The sequence below is a fragment of the Enterobacter adelaidei genome, assembly GCF_041937165.1.
Taxonomy (GTDB): domain Bacteria; phylum Pseudomonadota; class Gammaproteobacteria; order Enterobacterales; family Enterobacteriaceae; genus Enterobacter; species Enterobacter adelaidei.
The window spans coordinates 2337607-2359596 of record NZ_CP154353.1 but is presented as its reverse complement, the minus strand read 5'-3'; the positions used below and the strand labels follow the sequence as shown (position 1 = coordinate 2359596).

The following is a 21990-nucleotide window of genomic DNA, read 5'->3' as shown; positions in this document are numbered from 1 at the left end:
AGCGATTACATGGCGATGGAAACACAAGACGTTATCAAACGCTCCGCGACTAACCCGATAACTCCCGCGCCCCGCGCGCGGGACTACAAGGCAGAGGTCGCCAAGCTTATCGATGTCTCCTCCTGCGTGGGCTGCAAGGCCTGCCAGGTGGCGTGCTCGGAGTGGAACGATATCCGCGACAACGTTGGGCACTGCGTTGGGGTTTACGATAACCCGGCGGATCTGAGCGCCAAATCCTGGACAGTAATGCGCTTTAGCGAAACCGAGCAGAACGGCAGGCTGGAGTGGCTGATCCGCAAAGATGGCTGCATGCACTGTGAAGATCCGGGCTGCCTGAAGGCGTGCCCGTCTGCCGGCGCGATTATTCAGTACGCCAACGGGATCGTCGACTTCCAGCAGGATAACTGCATCGGCTGCGGGTACTGCATTGCGGGCTGTCCGTTTAATATCCCGCGCCTCAATAAAGAGGATAACCGGGTATACAAATGCACCTTGTGCGTGGACCGCGTCAGCGTCGGGCAGGAGCCAGCCTGTGTGAAGACCTGCCCGACCGGCGCGATCCACTTCGGCACCAAAAAAGAGATGCTGGACGTGGCGCAGGCGCGGGTAGACAAGCTGAAAGCACGCGGTTACGACAAGGCCGGTATTTATAATCCGCAGGGTGTGGGCGGCACGCACGTGATGTATGTGCTGCACCATAACGACCAGCCGGAGCTGTACCACAACTTACCGAAGGATCCGGCGATCGATACGTCCATCAATCTGTGGAAAGGGGCGCTTAAACCGCTCTCAGCGGCGGGCTTTATCGCCACCTTTGCCGGGCTGATTTATCACTACATTGGGATTGGGCCAAACAAAGAGGTAGACGACGAGGAGGATCATCATGAGTAAGTCGAAAATGATCGTGCGCACGAAGTTTGTCGACCGCGCCTGTCACTGGACGGTGGTGATCTGCTTCTTCCTGGTGGCGGTGTCGGGGATTTCGTTCTTCTTCCCGACGCTGCAGTGGCTGACCGAAACCTTCGGTACTCCGCAAATGGGGCGTATTCTGCACCCGTTTTTCGGCGTGCTGATTTTCGTGGTGCTGATGTTTATGTTCGTGCGCTTTGTCCATCACAACATCCCGGACAAGCAGGATATCCCATGGGTGAAAGGGATCGTCGAAGTCCTGAAGGGTAACGAGCATAAAGTCGCGAAAGTGGGCAAATACAATGCAGGGCAGAAGATGATGTTCTGGACCATCATGAGCATGATTTTTGTGCTGCTGGTGACCGGAGTGATTATCTGGCGTCCGTATTTCGCACACTTCTTTCCGATTCAGGTGGTGCGTTATGCGCTACTGATCCACGCGACGTCAGCAATCATTCTGATCCACGCCATCCTGATCCATATGTATATGGCATTCTGGGTGAAAGGATCGATTAAAGGGATGATTGAAGGGAAGGTGAGCCGCCGCTGGGCGCAAAAACACCACCCGCGCTGGTATCGTGATGTGGAACGTCTGGAAGCGAAACAGGAAAGTACGGAAGGCATGAAGTAAGACCTGCGCCGTCGGCTTTGCCCGGCGGCGCTGCACTTGCGCGGGCCTACGTTATGTATTGGTTACTAATGCATCGATCGCCGCAATCACAGTACTCCTCGCGCTGCGAAGATTGCATACATAATTTTTATTATTTAGTTTCTTTTTCTCCACGTGTGTTATGCCAGCGGTGTTAAGAAAATATCGCTCAAAATCAATATTCACTAAGGGCGCCGCGGCGTTGATATGTCCACATAAATAATTGTGGTAACTTAATGGAATAATCAGTCTTGTTGATAAATCATCATAATAGTCATGTTGAATTATCATAAAATAAGGTTGATAGTCCCGGGTTCTCTCTGAAGGGTTACGGTAAACGTCAAACTGAAAGCACATTAAATCCCTCCAAAGAAAGGATCGTCTGATAATAATCCCGCTTTAGCCGTAAATTCATTCATGGCTCTTATGAACTCTTTATCTTGCTGATGCTGTCGTCTTTGCGCCTCTTGTGTCTGGGCTTCACGGGAGACTCCACTCGCCACGCTCTCCCTTTTACCATAGTCTTTGCTTCGGTTTGGTTTCATTTTAAGCTCCTTTGTTGGTGCGGTTATTATCAACCGCAGCCAACAAAAAACAATACTTTACCCCCTGGTAATCTACATTCTGCGAGGCGTATTCCAGTAATTTCAGAACCGCTCTTCCACATACCGGAACGGGTATTTCGTGGGTTTCACTTTGCCTATTTTACGTTTCGGTAAATCCACCTTGTCGACATGAATTTCTTTATACGGGATTTGCGTAAGCAGGTGCGAAATAATATTCAGGCGCACGCGTTTTTTATCTTCTGAACGCGCCACAAACCACGGCGCCCAGGCGGTATCGGTGGCTTCAAACATTGCGTCGCGCGCAAGGGTATACTCGTCCCACAGGTTAAAGGATTTAATATCCATCGGTGACAGCTTCCAGATTTTACGACCATCGTTAATGCGGTCACGCAGACGGCGCTCCTGCTCTTTCGGCGTCACCTCCAGCCAGTACTTCAGCAGGATGATCCCTGCATCCACCATCGCTTTTTCCATAACCGGCGCACCATCAAGGAACTTCTCAACTTGCTCAGGGGTGCAAAATCCCATTACCCGCTCGACACCCGCGCGGTTATACCAGCTTCGGTCAAATATGACGATCTCCCCGGCGGCAGGCAAATGGGGAACATAACGTTGAAAATAGAGCTGGGTTTTCTCTTTTTCAGTTGGCGCGGGGAGGGCAACCACGCGGAACACGCGTGGACTGACGCGCTCGGTGATCGCTTTAATGGTACCGCCTTTGCCGGCGCCGTCGCGTCCTTCAAAAACAATACACACTTTGAGTCCTTTGGCGACAACCCATTGCTGGAGCTTAACCAGTTCAACGTGCAGGCGACGAAGCTCTTGCTCATACTCTTTGGTTTTTAGCGGTGCATTTTTTACGACATCAACAGTGGCACTGGTTTTCTTTTTGCTTCCCATGATTGTCATCCTCAGGTTATCCGGCGCGGGAAAAAAGCGAGGCCGCACTATGAAGTGTAATAGATCGTCGCGGACGCAACAAAATCAGCACTTTTAATACCGCTCACATTGTGTGGTTAATGGGATAATTTCATTCTTATTTACTTAAAGGAACTAAGAATGAGTTGGAATAAAGAAGCTGCAGTTTCACATCTTCGATCACGCGCTCTTGGTCGTTCACATAACGAATGTGCAACCTTTACCAGGGAAGCAATACAAGCAGGTGGCATCAGGCTGGAGAGAACCCTAAACGCAAAAGATTACGGGCCATCATTATTGCGAGCGGGGTTTCATGAAGTTCCACCGGGTTCAACATTATTGAGTGGTGATGTCGCTGTCATTCAACCCTATCCGGGTGGAAACTCAAGCGGGCATATGACAATGTATGACGGAACACAATGGATTTCTGATTTCCGACAGCACGGAATGTACCCCGGCCCTGGGTATCGCTCAGCTCAGCCATCCTTCAAAATTTACAGGAAGAATTGATGCGTGCTGCAATAGTGTTATGTGCATGCTTGCTATCCGCTTGCTCAGCTAAGCAGTATCAGTCTGCTCCGATGCGAGTACATTCTTTTTACTCTACTTATCTGATGTCTCTTACCAGCAGCGACAATAATTACTCTCCGTCCGAGCTGCGTGAATATGTCTCTGCCGACACGCTCAAAAGACTGGATAATATTGAGTCGATACCCGAACAAGACCTTATTGGATCTGATTACTTCGCTTATGCGCAGGACTATGATCCATCGTGGGTATCGGCACTCACTGTTGGTGACGCCAGGTCTTTTATGGGTGGCGAGATTTTGCCCGTATGGATTGGTAAGGAGCACGGAGGGAAGTTAGAGCTTCAGGTATATGTTCGGCGTGAGTCTGGTACATGGAAGATATACAGGGTCCGTGATGTAACCGATAACTACGAACATCCAATATTTAATGCAGGAGCCATCACGCGCGCGAAGTCTGCTGCTGAAAGCGGTTGTGCTGATTTCCGTCGTAAAACTTGAAAACAGGTCAGAAAGTTCGATAATCCTTTTATGCTTGGCAGAGTTGCGCCGCACGGCAGCGACGATAAGCTAACAATCTGAACATGACGAGAACCCCGCCAGCGCGGGGTTTTTGCTTTCCGGCGATCCGACAGGGGTATTCGCAAAGATGCATTGCATCAGTACCCCTGTCAGATCGTCGCAATAACTATCAATTTCAGCATTTTTAATCCCACAATTTATTACAGGTTAACGTAATAATTTCATTCTTACTTACTTAAAGGAACTAAGAATGAGTTGGAATAAAGAAGCTGCAGTTTCGTATCTCCGTTCACACGCTCTGGGGCACTCTCATAGTGAATGTGCTAAATTTACCCGCCTGGCTATTCTGGCTGGAGGTGTTAAGGTACCGAACACAGATTATGCAAAAGATTGTGGGGCGGAATTCAGGGCCGGGGTATCGCAAAATGCAACCAACCTTTAAAATTTACAGGATGCATTGATGAAAAGGATATTTATATTATTCGGTATGTTGTTAGTGGGATGTAGTTCGACAGCCAATCATGATCAGAGTGCGCAAGACACTACCATATCATTTTATAAATCCTATCTTTCCGCATTCGGCAGTGATGAAGCCAGGCCTTACCCTGCCGACGAACTGCGTAAATATGTTTCTGCTGATACTATTGTTCGCATTGGTGCCATTCAGGAAATCTCTGAACAAGAGTTAATAGAGTCCGACTATTTTACATATACTCAGGATTACTCTCGCGAATGGATACCTGCGTTACGAGTGGAAAACGCAAGACCATTTTTAAACGGTGAAGTAGTCCAGGTCATTGAGGGGGCGGGTGGCGGGAGAAGCATACACCTTGAAGTATTTCTTCGTCGTGAAGGTGATGCATGGAAAATCTACCGCGTTCGTGACATAACGAACAATCACGAGCATCCAATTTTCAATACTGGCGCTATTACACGCGCTAAAGCAGCGGCAGAAAGCGCATTGTAAAAACTACACCTCAAACCCTCTCACCAGATTTAAAAAAATATTGGATAAAGCATCTGAATTAATGGATTAACGTGTCAGCCAGCTCATTTGAACTGGCTCACCATACAAGATTATTCAATAATGCCCGTCGCGAGTGATTAACCAGTGGTTGAGGTATGAAAAAGACAATTTTTTCGTTGGCGCTGAGCACCTTTGGTCTGGGAATGGCTGAATTTGGCATTATGGGCGTGTTAACCGAGCTGGCGCATGACACCGGTATTTCGATTCCCTCCGCCGGGAATATGATCTCGTTTTATGCCTTCGGCGTGGTGATTGGCGCCCCGATTGTGGCGCTTTTCTCAGGCAAGTTCTCGTTAAAAACCACGCTGCTGTTTCTGGTTGCCCTGTGCGCGGTCGGGAACGCTCTGTTTACGTTTTCTACGTCATATTTCTGGCTGGCGGCCGGGCGCCTGATTTCCGGTTTTCCGCACGGCGCGATTTTCGGTGTCGGGGCGATTATTCTGTCTAAAATTGCCCCGCCGGGGAAAGTGACGGTCGCGGTGGCCGGGATGATCGCCGGAATGACCGTAGCCAACCTGGTGGGCGTTCCACTGGGTACCTGGCTGGGGCACGAATTCAGCTGGCGCTATACCTTTTTCCTGATTGCAGTGTTCGATGCGCTAGTGATCCTCTCGGTTCTGCTCTGGGTACCGGATATCCACGACACATCAGAAATCAAATTGACCGAGCAGTTCCACTTCCTTAAAAAACCAGAACCCTGGCTGATTTTTGCTGCCACCATGTTTGGCAACGCCGGGGTTTTTGCCTGGTTCAGTTTCGTTAAACCATTTATGGTCAACGTCTCTGGCTTCACCGAAGGGGTGATGACAGCCATCATGATGCTGATGGGACTTGGTATGGTGTTGGGCAATCTGTTGAGCGGCAAACTCTCGGGTCGCTTTAGCCCGCTGCGCATTGCGGCCACCACCGACATGGTGATTGTGACTTCTCTGCTGCTGCTTTTTGCCTTTGGTGAACTGAAAACGGCCTCGTTGGTCATGGGGTTTATCTGCTGTGCCGGGCTGTTCGCGCTCTCTGCGCCGCTGCAAATTCTGCTCCTGCAGAATGCGAAGGGCGGTGAGATGCTGGGTGCTGCAGGCGGTCAGATGGCATTTAATCTCGGCCGTGCGGTTGGCGCATTTTTCGGCGGGATGATGATTACACTCGGCTTTAGCTGGAGCTACGTCACGCTGCCTGCGGCGATACTTTCTTTCTCGGCCATGAGCGCGCTGCTGATCTACGGTTATCTGCGGGCCAGGCAGGCTCAGGCTAACGCTCGCGCGCTAGCCTGATCGGGTCAGGCAAGCCAGGGCTCGCCAAGGGTCAGCATCAGGCGGTTGGCCCAGGCGAAGAACGCCGCGGACTGCACCAGATCAAGCTGCGCCAGGGTATCCAGCCCCTCTTTTTCGAGTGCGGCAAGGTGCAGCGGCGTGGCGGCAGGCGGCGTAACCGACAGCGCTGCCGCAAAGTTAATTTCCGCCTGCCAGCGCGCAGACTGCCCCTCGCTCAGGGATTGCCCCGGACGCACCGCCAGAAGCGCCTCTACCGCGCCGTCATCCTTTGACAGCTGGCTGGCTTTACGTGCATGGACAGATGCGCAGTAGATGCAGCCGTTGATTTTACTGGCGACCGTTGCGGCCAGCTCGCGCTCGGCGCGCGGCAATCCTCCTGGGGTATAAAAAATTCCTTTATCCGTTAGCGTGCGCTGTTCAAGTACCGGCAGGTTGCGCGCCAGCAGGCGGAAGTAGTCGGAGTCGGTATGGCCAAATTTCGTCAGGATGGCAACCTCATCGTCACGGAAGTCCGCCAGCAGTTTGGCCGCTATCCACGGTTCCCATCCCAGCTCCTGCTGGGTAAATGCGACGGGTGCCGCCTTTCCGGTGACCGTTGTTGCGGTCGTGTGCCAGATGCCTGCCGCCACCGGCGCATCGCTTGTGGCGACAGGCCTGTCGTTCAGCAGCCGCAGCCCGGTAATGAGTCGGCTCTGGAAGCTCACAAATGCGACGAGCTGCGCCAGGGTAACAATGCCTTCCTTGCTCCATCCCGCCTGGGTCAGCGCCTTTAACGCAGCAGGCGTCGCTTCGACGGGTGAGAACGTCAGCAGACGCGCGAAGCTCAGCGCCGGGGTAAGCCGTTCCGTGGTCGGATCGGCCAGGCCAAAGCCCGCGTAGTGCGCGGCCAGCGCCTCTGCGTTGTGCCATCTGGCAACTTTTGCTGCCACAGTGAAGCGTTCATCAAGTGGGAAATCGGTGTCCTGCTGGCTGAAGAGAATTTCGTAGCTGCCCTGCGCGTGTCGTGTGGCGGCATCACGCGTGGCGCGCGCCTCTGCCAGAGGGGAACCGGGTTTAATTTCCGCCAGCTCGGCGAGAATGTCCTGACTTAATGACATAGGTGTCTCCTCAAAGGATGTGGGGGGCAATATGTTCGGCGATCAGTTCGATGGAGCGCAGCGTGTCGCGATGCGAAGGCTCGACCGAATGGACCTGGAATGAGATATCCGTGGCGCGCCGGAGAACGGAATCGGCCTGCAGCGAACGCAGCACCGTCTCAGGCGAACCGATATGGGCATCGAACTGACGACGATAATCAGTGACGTTGTCACCTTTAACCGTGTATCCGGCAGCGCGATGCTGCTGGGCTTGTTTCGCGAGACCCGGCGTTGCGACTCTGAGCGCATAGTCATCGCTGTCAGCGACGAAGGCTGTACGGGAGGCCAGAATACGCGGGGCGATGCCTGCCGGCAGCGCATCGAGGTAGGCATCCACAATCGGGTTCTGGATCGCGTCGAGCGTTAAATCCAGCCGATCTGCCGGGCGCGGCTGCGTGCGGGAGAGCATTAAACCGTGTCCGGCCTGCGCGGCGCGAACGGCACCGTCAACTGAGAAGGTGGCTATCCAGATACGGTCGGCCAGCTGTGGCGCTGGCGGGTACAGGTGGTTATCCGGATGGGTGAGCGAATCCCCGCGCCAGGCGCTCTGGATCACATGTAGATGGTCAGCAAAGGCCGCGCCGCGCTGTTCGAACGTCAGTCCGAACGGCAGGAAAGAGGTCGGCGTGCCGCCCGAACCAAAACCGACTTCGAGACGTCCATCGGCGAGTAAATCCAGCACCGCGGCATCTTCTGCGACGCGCAGCGGGTTTTCCATTGGTAGCGTAATGATGGCCGTGCCGAGTCGAATGGTTTCGGTATGCGCCGCAACGTGTGCCAGAAACAGCAGCGGCGACGGCAGGCCGCCTTCACTTTCATGGAAGTGGTGCTGAGCAATCCAGGCGCTGTCAAAGCCGTGGCGTTCGGCGTGGCGGATCTGTTCAGTTGCCAGACGATAGCGCTCCTTCGGCGTAGCGTCGTCAAGCAGGCGGGTGAAAAATCCCAGGCGTTTTCGCGTCATGCGAACTCCTCCGTAGCGGGTGAAAAATGGGGAATGGCAGCAATCAGCTCGCGGGTATAGTCGTTCTGTGGCGACGTGAATAAGGTTCCGACGTCGCCCTGTTCGACCACCTGACCGCTGCGCAGCACCGTGACGCTGTGGGCGATTCGGCGAACCGTGGACAGATCGTGCGTAATAAAGAGATAGGTCAACCCCAGTTGCTGCTGCAGCTGCTGAAGCAGAGCCAGGATCTGCGCCTGCACGGTGACGTCCAGCGCGGAGGTGGCTTCGTCCAGCACCAGAATGGTCGGCTCCAGGATCAGCGCCCGGGCGATAGCCACGCGCTGGCGCTGCCCGCCTGAAAGCTCACGGGCAGTGCGGCTCAGAATATCGACGGGCAGGGCAACCCGCTGCGCCACGGTCTCCACCCGGACCTTTCGCTCCTCCTTACTGAGGCGAGAAAAGTTCTTCAGGGGCTCTTCGATGATCTCAAACAGCGTCTGACGCGGGTCGAGAGAGGCAAACGGGTTCTGGTAGACAAACTGGATCTTCTGGCGCAGCTGGCGACGGGCCTCGCGGCTAAGCGTGGTGGCATCAATATCATCAATAATGACCTGTCCGCTGTCTGCCTGTTCGAAACCCAGCAAAATACGGGCGAGGGTGGTTTTTCCGGAGCCGGACTCACCCACCAGCGCATGCGTGCTGCCGCGCCTGACGTTAAACGTTACCCGATCCAGCGCCTGAAGCTGATGGCCTTTGCCCAGGGAGAATTGTTTGCTGATGGCGCGGGCGCGAATGGCCGGTGACGCGAGCGGCAGACCTGCCACCGGGGCAATGGTCAGGCGCTGGCCCTGGAGATCGCTTAACAGCTGGCGGGTGTAGGCGTGCTGCGGCGTGCGCACGATATCGGCAGTGTTTCCCTGCTCCTGAACCTCCCCATCGCGAAAAACCAGCAGCCTGTCCGCGCGCTCAGCGGCCAGCGCGAGATCGTGGGTGACAAACAGAACGGCGGTACCCGATTCCCGGCGCAGGATATCCAGCAGGTCAAGAATGCGTTTTTGCACCGTCACGTCCAGCGCGCTGGTAGGCTCATCGGCAATGATGACGTCCGGGCGCAGCGCTATGGCGATGGCAATCAGCACGCGCTGTTTCATCCCGCCGGAGAGCTGATGCGGATACTGGGTCATGCGCTGTTCGGGGTGGCTCAGGCCGACCTTTGTCAGCAGGGCGAGCACCTGCTCGTCGCGCTGAGCGCGAGTCACTTTCTGGTGTAGCTGAATAATCTCTCCAACCTGCGCACCAATGGTCTTCACCGGGTTGAGCGAATTACCCGGGTCCTGCGGAACCAGGCTAACTCGCGCGCCGCGAAGGGTATCGAGACGCTTAGCGGACCACTGGCTTATCTCCTCGCCGTTGAGAATGATTTTTCCCGCATCGCGCCGGGCGTTATCGGCCAGCAGACCGATGATCGCCTGCGCCGTGGTTGTTTTGCCGGAGCCGGACTCGCCGACAAAGGCCAACATTTCTCCTCGCCCGAGCGTGAAGCTGACGTTATGCACCACCTCGCGCCACTGGCGCGCGGTACGGTAGCTGATGGTCAGGTTTTCTACCGAGAGTACGCTCATTTCAGGCCTCCGCTGAACTGTTGACTGATACGGTTGGTGGCCAGCACCACGGCGATGACGACCACGCCGGGGAAGGTGGTTAACCACCAGGCGGTAGAGAGATAGTTACGGCCTTCGGCGATCAATAAGCCCCACTCCGGCACCGGCGGCGGGGTGCCGTAACCGAGAAAGCTCAGCGTGGAGAGCGCCAGGATGGCCTGACCAAACTGCAGCGTGGCAAAGGCGATGACGGCAGTTAAGGCATTGGGCAGGATGTGTCGCCACAGCACGGCGAAAAACGTCCCGCCGCAGCCAAACGCCGCTTCGACATAATCCGTGTGGCGGATGCGCACGACTTCACCGCGCGCGAGGCGGGCGAAGCTGGCAATGGAGGCAACGCCTACGGCAATCGCGGCGTTAACGGTGCCAAACCCGAGCAGAATAATCACCGTCAGCGAGAGCAGCAGAGACGGGATGGACAACAGCACGTCGACGAAGCGCATCAGCAGAGACTCGACGCGTCCGGCGAACGCCCCGGCAACCACCCCTAAGCCGGTGCCTGCCAGCAGACCCATCGTCACGGCGGCCAGCGCCGCGCTCAGGGAGTGGGACGCACCATAAACAATACGGGTATAAACATCGCGACCAAGCTGATCGGTGCCGAGCCAGTGTCCCGCCTGCGGCGCCAGGCGCTGTGCACCGGCGATGCCCTCAATCGGGCTGTAGTGGGTTAACAGGCCGGGCGCCACGGCGGCAAAAAGCGCAATGATAATTACTGCCCATGCCAGCCACAGTCCTGGTTGCCACGCGACGCCCTGCCAGGCGGGAACGCGTTTTCGCGCGGCGGCAGCGTAATCGACCAGGCTCATGATGCACCTCCGGTAACGGTTTGCAGACGGGGATCCAGCAGCGGCATCAGCAGGTCCACCAGCAGATTGATCAGGACAAAACCGAGGGCGGAAATCATCACCACCGCCTGAAGTACGGCAATATCCTGGTTATTCACCGCCTGCTGGGTCAGTTGCCCGAGACCGCTGCGGCCAAAAACGGTTTCCGTGATCAGCGCCCCGGCAATCAGCTCGCCGAGCAGTAGCCCGGCAATATTTAGCACTGGCAGCAGGGCGTTGCCGGTCACATGACGCCACAGGACAGCGGTTTCACTCAGCCCTTTGGCACGGGCGACGGCGACAAACGGCTGCGTCGCCACCTGGTCCAGACTGCGCATCAGAATTTGTGCCAGCGGGGCGGAGATTGGGATCGCGACGGTTACGATTGGCAGGATCAGCCCCTGCAGCGGCGTCGGGTTAATCACCGGGATCAGCCGCAGCTGGAAAGAAAAGAGCTGGATAAGGGCAATCCCCAGCCAGAACGTCGGTAAAGAGATAAACAGGACTGGCAGAGACTGGAGGGTATTACTCAGCCAGCGCAGACCCGGCAGGCGCGACGCAAAGGCCAGCGCAAATGCCAGCAGGACCGCGAGTAAAAAGGCTGGCAGGGCGAGGCTCAGGGTATCCGGCAGATTGCTGGCAATCAGCTCGCTGACCGGCACCCCTGCCTGTAGCGAATAGCCGAAATCCCCGCGCAGCATCGCCAGCAGCGTATGACCGTATTGCTGCCACAGCGGGCTGTCCGCGCCGTAGGCCACGCGCATCTCCTCGATTTGCGCCGGGCTTAAGCCCAGGTCCGGGTTCTGAAATTTAATCAGCACCGCGTCGCCCGGCAGCACCTGGAGCAACACGAACGAGAGGGTAAAGGCGGCCCACAGTACCAGCAGCCCGTGCCCAAAGCGTTGAAGAAGTGCGTGGCGCATCGTCGGCTCCTCAGTGTTTCTCAATCCACGCGCCGTAGAACGACGGGCGGCCTACCGCTTCAAAATTGATGCCTTTCAGCCACGGCGCACCGGCAAAGACCTGCGGCTCCTCGAAAATCGGAATGACGTAGGCGTTATCCAGCAGGTAGCGCTGGGCGTCCCCCGTCAGCTGCAGGCGTTTTTGCGGATCGACTTCAGCAGAAATGTTCACCAGCAGTTCATTCAGCTTGTCGTCACGGAAGTTTTTGACCTTGTCGCTGGATCCGCCTTTTTGCAGCAGCGCGTCGCGGTTAGCCGGGTAGAACATGCTTTTCACCACGTCAGGATCGGCGCGGCCCACTTCGGAGACGGTTAACGGGGTTTTCAGCGGGTCAAGGTTATCCAGCGTGCGGCTGCCTGCGTCACCGGCTTTGACGCTCAGCGCCACGCCCACCTGTCGCCACTGCTGGGCAACCAGCTGCAGCACCTCTTTGTTTTGCGGCTGCGGCAGGGATTCATACACCGTCAGTGCCAGACGTTGGCCGTCTTTGGCGCGGATCCCGTCGCTGCCTGCTTTCCAGCCCGCGTCGTCCAGCAGATGGTTGGCTTTAGCCGGGTCAAAGGCCAATTTGTCGCTGAGATCGACAAAACCTGCGGCGGAATCGGCAATCACTGACTTCGCCTGCGGATAGTTGGCCGAGAAGAGGGTCTCAACCACCTGTTTTGCGTTGGTGGCATGCAGCAGCGCCTGGCGCACGCGAATATCGGAGACCAGCGGGTTATCCGGACGGAAGCTGATGCTGTCGTTCACCCCGCGCGTCGGGGCAGCATAGATCTTATAGCCCTGATCTGTAGCCTGCTTTTCGTCATATGCTTGCACCTGGCGAATAAAATCAGCCTGACCGGCCAGCAGGGCGCCCACGCGTACGCTGTCTTCCTGAGTCACGATAAACTTGATGCCATCAAGATTGGCTGGCCCCTGTTGCGCCAGATTTTTGGGACCCCACTGGTAGTCCTTACGCGCTTCCAGCGTTACTTCGCGACCCAGCTTCTCGTCCTTTACCACAAACGGGCCGGAGCCAATGATATGACGGGCATCCCCCAGCTCTTCAAAATTGCGTTTCAGCGTGCTGAGCGAGACCAGACCCGAGCCAATGGTGGCGGTGCCTTGCAGGAACCCCGGCGACGGTTTTTTGAAGTAGAACTTCACGGTCAGCGGGTCGATGACTTCGCTGCGATCGTAGTTATTGATCACTTCTGACACCGGCAGGCGCTGCGCCTTATTGCCTAAACCGTAGGTATCAAAGTTTTTTGCCACGGCGTTCGCGTCCAGCGGCGTGCCGTCAGAGAAGGTGATGCCAGGGCGAATTTTAAAGGTGTATTCGGTTTTATCGGCGTTGGTGGTCCAGCTTTCTGCCACCCAGGGCTCCACCTGCAGCGTCCTGGGGTTCTGCCACGTCAGTTTGTCGGTGATCTGGTTCAGAATGCCGCCGTTCGGGTAGAAGCCACCGGCGGGCGGGTAGAGGTTGGTGTGTGCCTGTTGCTCCAGATAAATCAGCGTGCCGCCTTTAACAGGTGCATCCGCGGACCAGGCTGCGGTGGTCGTCAGAATCAGCGCCGTCAGCAGCGGCAGACGAAACGGGGTTTGCATGGTGAATTCCTTTGTTATCTTCTTGTTAGCGTCGGATTCATCATCGGGCGCGGGGGAAAACAAGGGAACAAAGGAATTAAGATAAGGATTGCCGGAAAATGGCTATAAAAAACCGCCCCTGTCAGGAGCGGTACTTGAACGGTGGGTGATTATGAACGCAGGTCAATCACCATACGGCCACGTATCTGACCCTGTTCCATTTCTTTAAAGATGGCGTTGATGTCTTCCAGCGGACGCATCGTGACTTTCGGCACGACCTTGCCTTCTGCCGCAAACTGGAACGCTTCCTGCAGATCCTGACGGGTACCGACCAGCGAACCGACAACCTGAATACCGTCCAGCACCAGACGCGGAATATCGAGGCTCATTGCTTCCGGTGGCAGGCCAACCGCGACCACGCGGCCACCGGCACGCACGGCATCAACCGCTGAGTTGAATGCTGCTTTTGCGACGGCAGTGACGACTGCGGCATGCGCGCCGCCGGTTTTTTCCTGCACAATTTTAGCGGCATCTTCGCTGCGTGAGTTGATAGTTAAATCCGCACCCATGCTTGCCGCCAGCTTCAGCTGTTCATCGTTAACGTCAAGAGCGATGACTTTGGCGTTAAAGACGTTTTTAGCGTACTGCAGTGCGAGGTTACCCAGCCCGCCCAGACCATAAATTGCAATCCACTGGCCCGGTTTAATACCAGACACTTTTACCGCTTTGTAGGTGGTCACGCCGGCGCAGGTGATGCTGCTGGCAGCAGCCGAATCCAGACCGTCCGGCACTTTTACCGCGTAATCCGCGGTAACAATGCACTCTTCCGCCATGCCGCCATCCACGGAGTAACCGGCATTTTTTACATCGCGACACAGGGTTTCGTTGCCGGTATTACAGTATTCGCAGTGACCACAGCCTTCAAAAAACCATGCCACGCTTGCGCGATCGCCGACTTTAAGCGATTTCACGCCAGGACCAACTTCTTTTACGATACCAATCCCTTCATGGCCCAGGATAACCCCGGTTTTATCGCCGAAATCACCGTTCTTCACGTGGAGATCGGTATGGCATACGCCACAGCACTCCATCTTAAGCAGGGCTTCTCCATGCTTTAACGGTCTTAACGTTTTTTCGGTGATATTGACCTGGTGATCCTGAGTGACAACAGCAGCCTTCATGTGTATCTCCTTGTTCATGATTAGAATTTGCATAGCAGGTGTAATACCCCTTAAGGATTGATACATTAGCCTGGTAATGCAAGGCTACGGCAACATAATGTCATCATTTGATTCGATTTAAGATTAAGAATACGGCGATCCCTCTTATTATTAAGGGGGAAAAGACTGGCCCGGCGAGCAACTCGCCGGGCGCAGTTTTACAGCTGTGCTTCTATCTCCTTAATCTCTTTACGCCATTGCGCCTGAAGCTGCGGCTTCTGATGCTTCGGCTTCCGTGCCAGATCGTCTTCCAGCAGCGTTTCCAGAGCGACCAGCCGTTCAAGCAGATCGTCATACGGCGAGGGTTGAACCGTCGCGGCAGCAGCGGGCGCCGCGGATGTCACTAGCCCTGCGCTTTCACGCAGACGCTCAAACACCGCTTCTGCATCGTGCCATTCGCTCAGTGTCCCATTCTCAATCAGCCAGAAACGATTACAACTTTGGCTGATCAACTGACGGTCATGGCTGACCAGCAGAACACCGCCTTCGAACTGCTGAAGGGTTTGTGCCAGCGCCTCTTTGCCTTCCATGTCCAGGTGGTTGGTGGGTTCATCCAGCATCAACAGGCTATAGCGAGCAAGCGTCAGGCCCACGAACAACAGGCGTGAACGCTCGCCACCGCTTAGCGTGCTGACCGTTTGCCCGTGACGCGCCCACGGGAAACCCGCGCTTATCAGCGCCATTTTGCGGTTCTGCGGATCCGGCGCGAAAGGCTCCAGCGCGTCGAGCAGCGTGGCGTTGTCCGGTAGCTGATTCAGCGTCTGGTCGTAATAGCCTGGCGACACGCGGGGGTGCAGCTTCAGCCCGTCGTGGGTCAGTTCATCGGTAAACTGTCGCCAGATAAGCTTCATCAGTGACGATTTGCCGCAGCCGTTACGACCGACAATCGCCACACGATCGCCGCTTTTCAGGCGCGCTGTCTCAATGCTGAACAGGTTGGGTAGCCCAGGAGCAGGGTGGACGCCGAGATTTTCCATCTCCAGCAGACGGTCTGCCCGCAGCGCATCACCACGCAGGGTTAATGTCCACGGACTGCCTGCGGTGAGCTCCGTCTGGCTCTCCCTGAGTCGTTCGACCTGTTTTTCCATCTGTTTGGCTTTGCGGGCCAGGTCTTCGTTGTCGTAAACCTTGCCCCAGGTCGCCAGCCGCTTAGCGCTGGCGGTCACACGGTCGATCTCCTTTTGCTCCGCCTTGTGGCGCTGCGCGTCGCTTTCATCCTTTGCTTCAAGCGCCTTGCGGGCGGCCGTGCAGGGAAGGGCGAAGTAGTGCAGCGTTTTATCGCGCAGGATCCAGCTACCGTTGGTGACGGCATCCAGCAACTGTCTGTCATGCGAGACCAGCACAAAGCTGCCTGACCAGTTCTGCAAAAATTGCTCAAGCCAAAGCATGGTGGGTAAATCGAGATGGTTACTCGGTTCATCCAGCAAAAGCAGATCCGGCTCGTGAATCAATGCCCGCGCCAGCAGCAGGCGAGTGTGTTGCCCGCCGCTGAGTGTCGCGGATTGCAGCATCATATCCTGCGGCGTGAAGCCCATGCTTGCCAGCAGCGTTTCGGCTTTCCAGCCCAGGCTGTCACGTTCAGCAGAAGGTAACTGCGCCAGCACGGCATCCAGCATGGTCAGCGGGAAAATAGCGTCCGGCAGGTGCTGTTCTACCCGTGCCATCAGGCAGTGCCCGGCCAGCGAAACCGTTCCTGAGGCAGGAGCGTCAGTGCCGTCCAGCACCTTCAGCAGCGTACTTTTGCCGCAGCCGTTATCGCCCAGCAGGCCAATGCGGTCGCCTTTTTTTAGCGTAAAGGAGAGCGAGTCGAAGAGCGTGCCAAACGCCGTATCAACGCGTAAAGATTGTGCAGTGAGTATAGTGCTCATTGTTGCTTACCCAAGAGTTACAGGCATGTTTATGCCTCGTCAAACATCGCTGACGATAACTCAGTAAGCCCGAGAGAAGGGATTTCAGGGGTTGGTGTCTTCGCTCAAGCAGAAGTTATCGCAGCACGATACCGATAACGCTTGAGCTGGTGCGATCACCAAATGTATGTGAAACATTGAAAATTTCACAGTACAGCATAATTGGCCTCCTTATATGTTATGAGTTTGTAAGTAATTACCACTATACAACGTTTTCGAGTGTATACCAAGTAGAGGGGCAGCATTGCTGCCCAGGATTATCTTTTCCGTATAAGCAAATACAAGGCTAGTGTAAGAGCTGAGGCAATGAATGCGGCTATACTGAAAAAAAGGTACAGCACAAAATCCATAATCAATTCGTCGCCATAGATTTCAAAATGCTCCGCAAAAGAGTACTGCGCATCTGGTGGAATAACTTTATATAATGTGATTAATGACAGAAATACTACGGTACACCATAGAATTACAAGGAGTACCACCATCACTAATGGACAATCAAATAGTTTCATTCTCACCACTTGTCGTTGCTCTGCGGTTAAATTAAACATTTTCTCTCTTAGTTAGAGGCGAAGCATCCTTTGCCTTCTTCGTCATCATGCACAACAACGATCGTTCCATGAATCACGATAGATAATATTACCCTCTGTATACTTCCAGGTAATCGCTTCATAACGTAATTCGAGCGTTTCAAGGTGCGTACTGCTTATACCGTTAGGAGACAGGTAGGGTGCAACCGTTGTAAACTTGACGTTTTCCAGAATGATATTGAAATACTCGGCCTCAATACCTGATTCCAGAATACGGTACATTTTAATTGTGGCCTTCTTCATGGTTCGGCCTTCACAGACAGCACGGTACAAAAGTGGTGTTGTTTGATCAAATTCCTTCACTATTGTGATAGGGCGATGGACACGCGTTCCTGTTAGTTTTCCCCAGCTTGGATCGACAGGGATAGTGACACCGTGAGAGAAGGATTTTAACTCGATAGACCCCAGACGAAGTGGCATAAGACAACTGCCAACGATCGGTGAACCATTTTCATCTTCAAGCCATAAGTGTGCGGGTATAGACATAATATATCCTTATGCATAAATTTACGATAATGCTAACGTTTGAATCTTGCAATTTCATATATTGATAAAACAACCATCACAAACACAAAGAATAAGGGGATCAGCCAGATTGGGGCGTCAGGAAATAATGAGCCCTGAATCAAGGCGAATACTACTGTCAGCGCTGATGGGCCATAATACGAAACTAACGACCTGAACATTCGCCTGAAAAATCTTTTAATAAGATTCATCATGGTTATCGAACCATCCTGGTTATGATATCCGCAATTTCATCATCCGATGCCCATTGTGCTGTAAGCGCCTTAGCCCGCTCAAACACTGGCTCTATCAGGAAATACATCATTTCCAACTCTTGAACGTATAGCGCTGAGTAGTAAGCGGGATAAGTAATGTGAAGACGATGCGCGCTGTCTGCTGCTTTTTGGACAATGCCGTATATGCCAATAATCCCAACAACCTGTCCCGCTCTTCGCCCTGCCAGGGCACTGATTTCAAGGTTTAGATTCATGCCTGCTGCGACAAATGATGCCGTTGCTAAAGCAAACCCCACGTTTGTGAGTGAGCTTGCGGCAATATGGATATTAACAGCCATAAGCATTTGTTTGATACGTTCAAGCTGTTCTGTGGTTTTATCTTTAAATATTTCTTCGAAATAAATTTTGAACATGTCATACGCAACATTGTTATGTCGAAGAAGATAAATAACACCGTTTCTAAATCGAATGTCTTCAGCTTTTTGTTTCTTGCATACGTCCTGATATTCATCAGTAAAGCAGGACGTATAATACAGTGCGCGCGTTGCAGCTGCGCCGATCGTTTCAATCTGATTTGATACGGCTTTTCCTACACCCGTTAATGCGTGGTCGAGTTTTAACGCAAGAATTTTATTCGCCTGCAAGTAACTTGTCACTTCATCTCTGTAGCACATGACCGCTCCTTGCTTCCCTCGCGATCTTGTACATCAACAGCGTCTTTGATATCTGCACCGCCGTCATCTTTAAGCCAAAGATATGCCGGAATTGCCATTTTAATACCCTTTTTAAATTAATGAGTTTAGTGATGTGGAACGTTACTAAACCCTTAAAAGAATTTGTTTATTAGGCAAAAAGTGTTATGTGAAAATTTTATATTTCAGCGAGATATGAATTATCGTTGAATTATTGATTTTTTAAATAAGGGGTAGGGGAACGCCGTTGTAGCGGCTAAGAAAATAAAGAGAGGAGGGTGTTCACGTTCCCTCTCCCTTTTGAGGAGAGGGAACGGTTGGAACGCAGAGTTAAATCGACGTCCGGCGATAACTCCGGTATTCAGGCTTCCAGAAGTTGTCGTCAATGGCCTGCTGCAGCGCGTCGGCAGAGGTTTTCACCGCCACGCCTTGCTGCTGCGCCATTTTACCTACCGCGAACGCGATAGCGCGCGACACCTTGTGAATGTCTTTCAGCTCCGGCAGCACCAGACCTTCACCGTTGTTGACCAGCGGCGAGTAGCCTGCGAGGGTTTCGCTTGCCGACATCAGCATTTCATCGGTGATGCGAGACGCGCCGGAGGCGATTACGCCCAGACCAATGCCCGGGAAGATGTAAGAGTTGTTGCACTGGGCGATCGGATAGGTTTTATCCTTCCACACCACTGGATCGAACGGGCTGCCGGTGGCAACCAGGGCGTTACCTTCAGTCCAGGCGATGATGTCCTGCGGCGTCGCTTCCACGCGGGAGGTTGGGTTAGAGAGCGGCATCACGATAGGGCGCTCGCAGTGCTTGTGCATCTCGCGAATGATCTCTTCGGTGAAGAGGCCGGTTTGCCCGGAAACGCCGATCAAAATATCCGGCTTCACGTTGCGCACCACGTCCAGCAGGGAGAGCACTTCGTTGTCGGTATCCCAGTTTTTCAGGTTTTCGCGCTTCTGCACCAGTTTCGTCTGGAACGGCAGCAGGTTTGGCATACCGTCGGTCAGCAGGCCGAAACGGTCAACCATAAAGACGCGAGAGCGCGCCAGCTCTTCGCTTAACCCTTCTCGCTGCGTCTGCGCGATAATCTGCTCGGCAATACCGCAGCCGGCAGAGCCTGCGCCGAGGAAGACAATTTTCTGATAGCTCAGCTGGCTGCCTGCCGCGCGGCTGGCGGCGATCAGCGTACCCACGGTGACCGCTGCGGTACCCTGGATGTCGTCGTTGAACGAGCAGATCTCGTCGCGATAGCGGTTCAGCAGCGGCATGGCGTTTTTCTGCGCGAAGTCCTCAAACTGCAGCAGCACGTCCGGCCAGCGGTGCTTCACGGCCTGGATGAAATCATCAACAAACTGATAGTACTCATCGTCGGTGATTCGCGGATGACGCCAGCCCATATAAAGTGGATCGTTGAGCAACTGCTGGTTGTTGGTGCCGACGTCCAGTACCACCGGCAGGGTATACGCCGGGCTGATACCACCACAGGCGGTATACAGGGAGAGTTTACCGATGGGGATCCCCATCCCGCCAATGCCCTGGTCGCCGAGGCCGAGAATACGCTCGCCGTCGGTCACCACAATCACTTTGATATTGTGGTTAGGCACGTTTTGCAGAATGTCGTCCATGTTGTGACGGTTCTGATAAGAGATGAAAACGCCGCGAGAGCGACGATAGATCTCTGAGAAGCGCTCGCAAGCCGCACCCACCGTCGGGGTGTAGATCACCGGCATCATCTCTTCGAGATGGTTCTGTACCAGGCGATAGAAGAGGGTTTCGTTGGTGTCCTGAATGTTACGCAGGTAGATGTGTTTGTCGATTTCAGTTTTGAAACCCTGATACTGGATCCACGCGCGCTCTGCCTGTTCTTCAATGGTCTCAACCACTTCGGGCAGTAAACCCAGCAGGTTAAAGCTGCTGCGCTCTTCTATACTGAAGGCGCTGCCTTTGTTAAGCAGGGGGAATTCGAGTAAAACCGGTCCGGCATAAGGGATATATAAGGAACGATGTTTTTTCAGTTTGTTGTCCATGTCACTCACTCTTTTTATGAAGATCCGTCCCTGACACTGCTGTTTGTCATCTTTCTGGCCTGTGCTACGGGATTCGGTCAGCGGTATTATAAAGGAGCTAAATATGAATTACCGCAACACATAAACAAAAACACCATCGGAAGACCGATGGTGTTGAGGTTCTGTTTCTGGAACTTACTTGCCCGCGTGGCGTTTTCTGCCGGTGGCGTGAGTGACTTGCGTTTCATGGTCGCCTTCAATCACCACTTTACGTTGGTTTGAAAGCTTGTAGTTCAGCCCCAGAATGTGGCGTGCCTGACGGTTCGATTTCATGTTAACTCCTCAATCCTGTTGATAGTTTTAAGGACCAGTTTGCTCACGCAAACGAAATGTAACCCCTTAGGTTGCACATCCAGCATAGCAGGTTTTTACATTACCACTTCATTTCGCCGGTATTCACTTTGGCGCTCAGCTCCAGTGAGCTGGCTTCTGCAAGGTTCGGCCACTGTTTTTTCATCGTGTCGATTACGCTGGCTGAGTTTTTATGTTGACCCAACGCCAGTTCGAACTGCTGAAGGTACTGACGGGTAAAGTCGATAGCCCCGGTTCCGACTGGCGGCGTGCCGAGATAATGCCCCGGAATGACGCGTGCGGGCTTATGTGCGGCCATATTATCCAGCGTTTCTTGCCACTGCTTACGGCTCGCGGGTGTCTGGGTGTCTGCTGTCCAGACGTGAATGCCCCAGGAAACCCCGGTACCGCCAAGAATGGTTTTCGCTGACGGGATCCAGACATAAGCCGCGTAGCTGTCTGGTTGCTCAATATCAATCTTTTCCCCGTCAACCATAAACGTGGTGGAGGTAAGCACCTGCGGCACAACCAGCTCGGTTGGCGCGCCGTCTTTCATCTGTGGACCCCAGAAGGCGAGCTTGGCGTCTTTGGTGGCTTTAATATGGTCAACGACATGCTGGGTGGCTACCACTTTGGCATTCGGGAAGGCTTTTACCAGCGGCTGCAGACCGAAGTAAAAATCGGGGTCGCCAGACGTGATCACAATCTTATTCAGCGTTTTACCGCTGTGGCGAATTTTCTCTACCAGCGCTTCGCCATCTTTCACACTGAACTGCGCATCAAATAGAACAGCTTCTTTCGGGCCGGAGACCAGCGTTGATGAGACTGCGAAAATACCTTTTTCTCGCGGGTTATAGGTATCAATGGTCAACGGTGCGGCAAAAACAGCCGGAGTGAAAAGGGTGGAAAGCAAAGCAAGGTGAGTGAGTTTCATACTGTTGTCTCTGTTGTGCAGGAAAGTCTCTATTGTACGGATATTCGTATTTGCCAGAATTCCT

The 21990-nt window shown here is 54.0% G+C and carries 23 protein-coding genes and 1 pseudogene; 7 read left to right on the top strand and 17 right to left on the bottom strand.

The features are described 5' to 3' along the window. Positions 1-9: 9 nt before the first annotated feature. Together fdxH and fdnI are read left to right on the top strand one after the other, a co-directional pair. Entirely contained in the window at positions 10-891 is an 882-nt protein-coding gene (gene fdxH, locus AAHF05_RS11485; protein ID WP_129325096.1) for a formate dehydrogenase subunit beta, read from the top strand. Beyond that, complete coding sequence (gene fdnI / locus AAHF05_RS11480; RefSeq protein WP_028018918.1) at positions 884-1540, top strand: formate dehydrogenase-N subunit gamma; 657 nt, start codon at positions 884-886, stop codon at positions 1538-1540. Before fdxH ends, fdnI begins: the two co-directional genes overlap by 8 nt. Positions 1541-1591: 51 nt before the next feature. Here fdnI and AAHF05_RS11475 read toward each other — a convergent pair whose 3' ends face one another. The 3 genes from AAHF05_RS11475 to ppk2 form a co-directional block, all read right to left on the bottom strand. Beyond that, positions 1592-1849: a CcdB family protein gene (locus tag AAHF05_RS11475; protein ID WP_238934226.1), complete on the bottom strand. Its 258-nt coding sequence runs from the start codon at positions 1847-1849 to the stop codon at positions 1592-1594. Between the two features lie 65 nt (positions 1850-1914). Further along, the gene (locus tag AAHF05_RS11470) at positions 1915-2103 is read right to left on the bottom strand and encodes a type II toxin-antitoxin system CcdA family antitoxin (RefSeq protein ID WP_049006512.1); all 189 of its coding nucleotides are present in this window, start codon (positions 2101-2103) and stop codon (positions 1915-1917) included. A gap of 102 nt (positions 2104-2205) precedes the next feature. Beyond that, positions 2206-3024 carry a polyphosphate kinase 2 gene (gene ppk2 / locus AAHF05_RS11465; RefSeq protein WP_049006511.1) on the bottom strand — a complete coding sequence of 273 codons (819 nt, stop codon included), beginning with the start codon at positions 3022-3024 and terminating at the stop codon, positions 2206-2208. Between the two features lie 159 nt (positions 3025-3183). Between ppk2 and AAHF05_RS11460 the strand changes: the two genes are divergently transcribed. The 5 genes from AAHF05_RS11460 (at position 3184) to araJ (ending at position 6389) form a co-directional block, all read left to right on the top strand. Beyond that, positions 3184-3552, top strand: a complete 369-nt coding sequence (locus AAHF05_RS11460; RefSeq protein ID WP_128347661.1) for an NlpC/P60 family protein — start codon at positions 3184-3186, stop codon at positions 3550-3552. Beyond that, positions 3552-4070: a YbjP/YqhG family protein gene (locus tag AAHF05_RS11455; RefSeq protein ID WP_128347662.1), complete on the top strand. Its 519-nt coding sequence runs from the start codon at positions 3552-3554 to the stop codon at positions 4068-4070. Before AAHF05_RS11460 ends, AAHF05_RS11455 begins: the two co-directional genes overlap by 1 nt. A gap of 271 nt (positions 4071-4341) precedes the next feature. Continuing rightward, positions 4342-4533 carry a hypothetical protein gene (locus AAHF05_RS11450; RefSeq protein WP_241697901.1) on the top strand — a complete coding sequence of 64 codons (192 nt, stop codon included), beginning with the start codon at positions 4342-4344 and terminating at the stop codon, positions 4531-4533. Between the two features lie 18 nt (positions 4534-4551). After that, a complete protein-coding gene (locus tag AAHF05_RS11445) occupies positions 4552-5058 on the top strand; it encodes a YbjP/YqhG family protein (protein WP_129325097.1) in 507 nt (168 codons plus the stop codon). 155 nt (positions 5059-5213) lie between these two features. Further along, entirely contained in the window at positions 5214-6389 is a 1176-nt protein-coding gene (araJ, locus tag AAHF05_RS11440) for an MFS transporter AraJ (protein WP_374936326.1), read from the top strand. Positions 6390-6394: 5 nt separating this feature from the next. Here the strand turns inward: araJ and AAHF05_RS11435 are convergent, their stop codons facing one another. The 14 genes and pseudogenes from AAHF05_RS11435 to AAHF05_RS11370 form a co-directional block, all read right to left on the bottom strand. Then, positions 6395-7486: an alkylhydroperoxidase domain protein gene (locus AAHF05_RS11435; RefSeq protein ID WP_129325099.1), complete on the bottom strand. Its 1092-nt coding sequence runs from the start codon at positions 7484-7486 to the stop codon at positions 6395-6397. Between the two features lie 10 nt (positions 7487-7496). Continuing rightward, the gene (locus AAHF05_RS11430) at positions 7497-8486 is read right to left on the bottom strand and encodes a putative FMN-dependent luciferase-like monooxygenase (RefSeq protein ID WP_028018924.1); all 990 of its coding nucleotides are present in this window, start codon (positions 8484-8486) and stop codon (positions 7497-7499) included. Further along, a complete protein-coding gene (locus AAHF05_RS11425) occupies positions 8483-10090 on the bottom strand; it encodes an ABC transporter ATP-binding protein (RefSeq protein ID WP_129325100.1) in 1608 nt (535 codons plus the stop codon). Before AAHF05_RS11425 ends, AAHF05_RS11430 begins: the two co-directional genes overlap by 4 nt. Next, entirely contained in the window at positions 10087-10938 is an 852-nt protein-coding gene (locus tag AAHF05_RS11420) for an ABC transporter permease (protein ID WP_049006500.1), read from the bottom strand. Before AAHF05_RS11420 ends, AAHF05_RS11425 begins: the two co-directional genes overlap by 4 nt. After that, entirely contained in the window at positions 10935-11879 is a 945-nt protein-coding gene (locus AAHF05_RS11415) for an ABC transporter permease (RefSeq protein WP_023327539.1), read from the bottom strand. Before AAHF05_RS11415 ends, AAHF05_RS11420 begins: the two co-directional genes overlap by 4 nt. Positions 11880-11889: 10 nt before the next feature. Further along, a complete protein-coding gene (locus AAHF05_RS11410; protein ID WP_129325101.1) occupies positions 11890-13509 on the bottom strand; it encodes a TIGR04028 family ABC transporter substrate-binding protein in 1620 nt (539 codons plus the stop codon). A 149-nt stretch (positions 13510-13658) separates the two neighbouring features. After that, positions 13659-14669, bottom strand: a complete 1011-nt coding sequence (adhP, locus tag AAHF05_RS11405; RefSeq protein WP_049006495.1) for an alcohol dehydrogenase AdhP — start codon at positions 14667-14669, stop codon at positions 13659-13661. A gap of 197 nt (positions 14670-14866) precedes the next feature. Next, positions 14867-16576, bottom strand: a complete 1710-nt coding sequence (locus tag AAHF05_RS11400; protein ID WP_129325102.1) for an ABC-F family ATP-binding cassette domain-containing protein — start codon at positions 16574-16576, stop codon at positions 14867-14869. A gap of 632 nt (positions 16577-17208) precedes the next feature. Next, a complete protein-coding gene (locus AAHF05_RS11395) occupies positions 17209-17688 on the bottom strand; it encodes a type VI secretion system tube protein TssD (protein WP_049006491.1) in 480 nt (159 codons plus the stop codon). Between the two features lie 235 nt (positions 17689-17923). Beyond that, entirely contained in the window at positions 17924-18616 is a 693-nt protein-coding gene (locus AAHF05_RS11390; protein WP_129325103.1) for a hypothetical protein, read from the bottom strand. A 5-nt stretch (positions 18617-18621) separates the two neighbouring features. Beyond that, positions 18622-18714 (bottom strand): annotated as a pseudogene (locus tag AAHF05_RS11385) (type VI secretion system tube protein Hcp); the annotation flags it as partial. Between the two features lie 250 nt (positions 18715-18964). After that, a complete protein-coding gene (locus tag AAHF05_RS11380) occupies positions 18965-20662 on the bottom strand; it encodes an NAD-dependent malic enzyme (protein WP_028018933.1) in 1698 nt (565 codons plus the stop codon). A gap of 174 nt (positions 20663-20836) precedes the next feature. Further along, positions 20837-20974 (bottom strand): stationary-phase-induced ribosome-associated protein, encoded by a 138-nt coding sequence (gene sra / locus AAHF05_RS11375; protein WP_008501714.1) that lies wholly within the window; start codon positions 20972-20974, stop codon positions 20837-20839. A 100-nt stretch (positions 20975-21074) separates the two neighbouring features. Next, positions 21075-21926 carry a Vmh family MBL fold metallo-hydrolase gene (locus AAHF05_RS11370; RefSeq protein WP_129325104.1) on the bottom strand — a complete coding sequence of 284 codons (852 nt, stop codon included), beginning with the start codon at positions 21924-21926 and terminating at the stop codon, positions 21075-21077. Between the last annotated feature and the right edge of the window lie 64 nt (positions 21927-21990).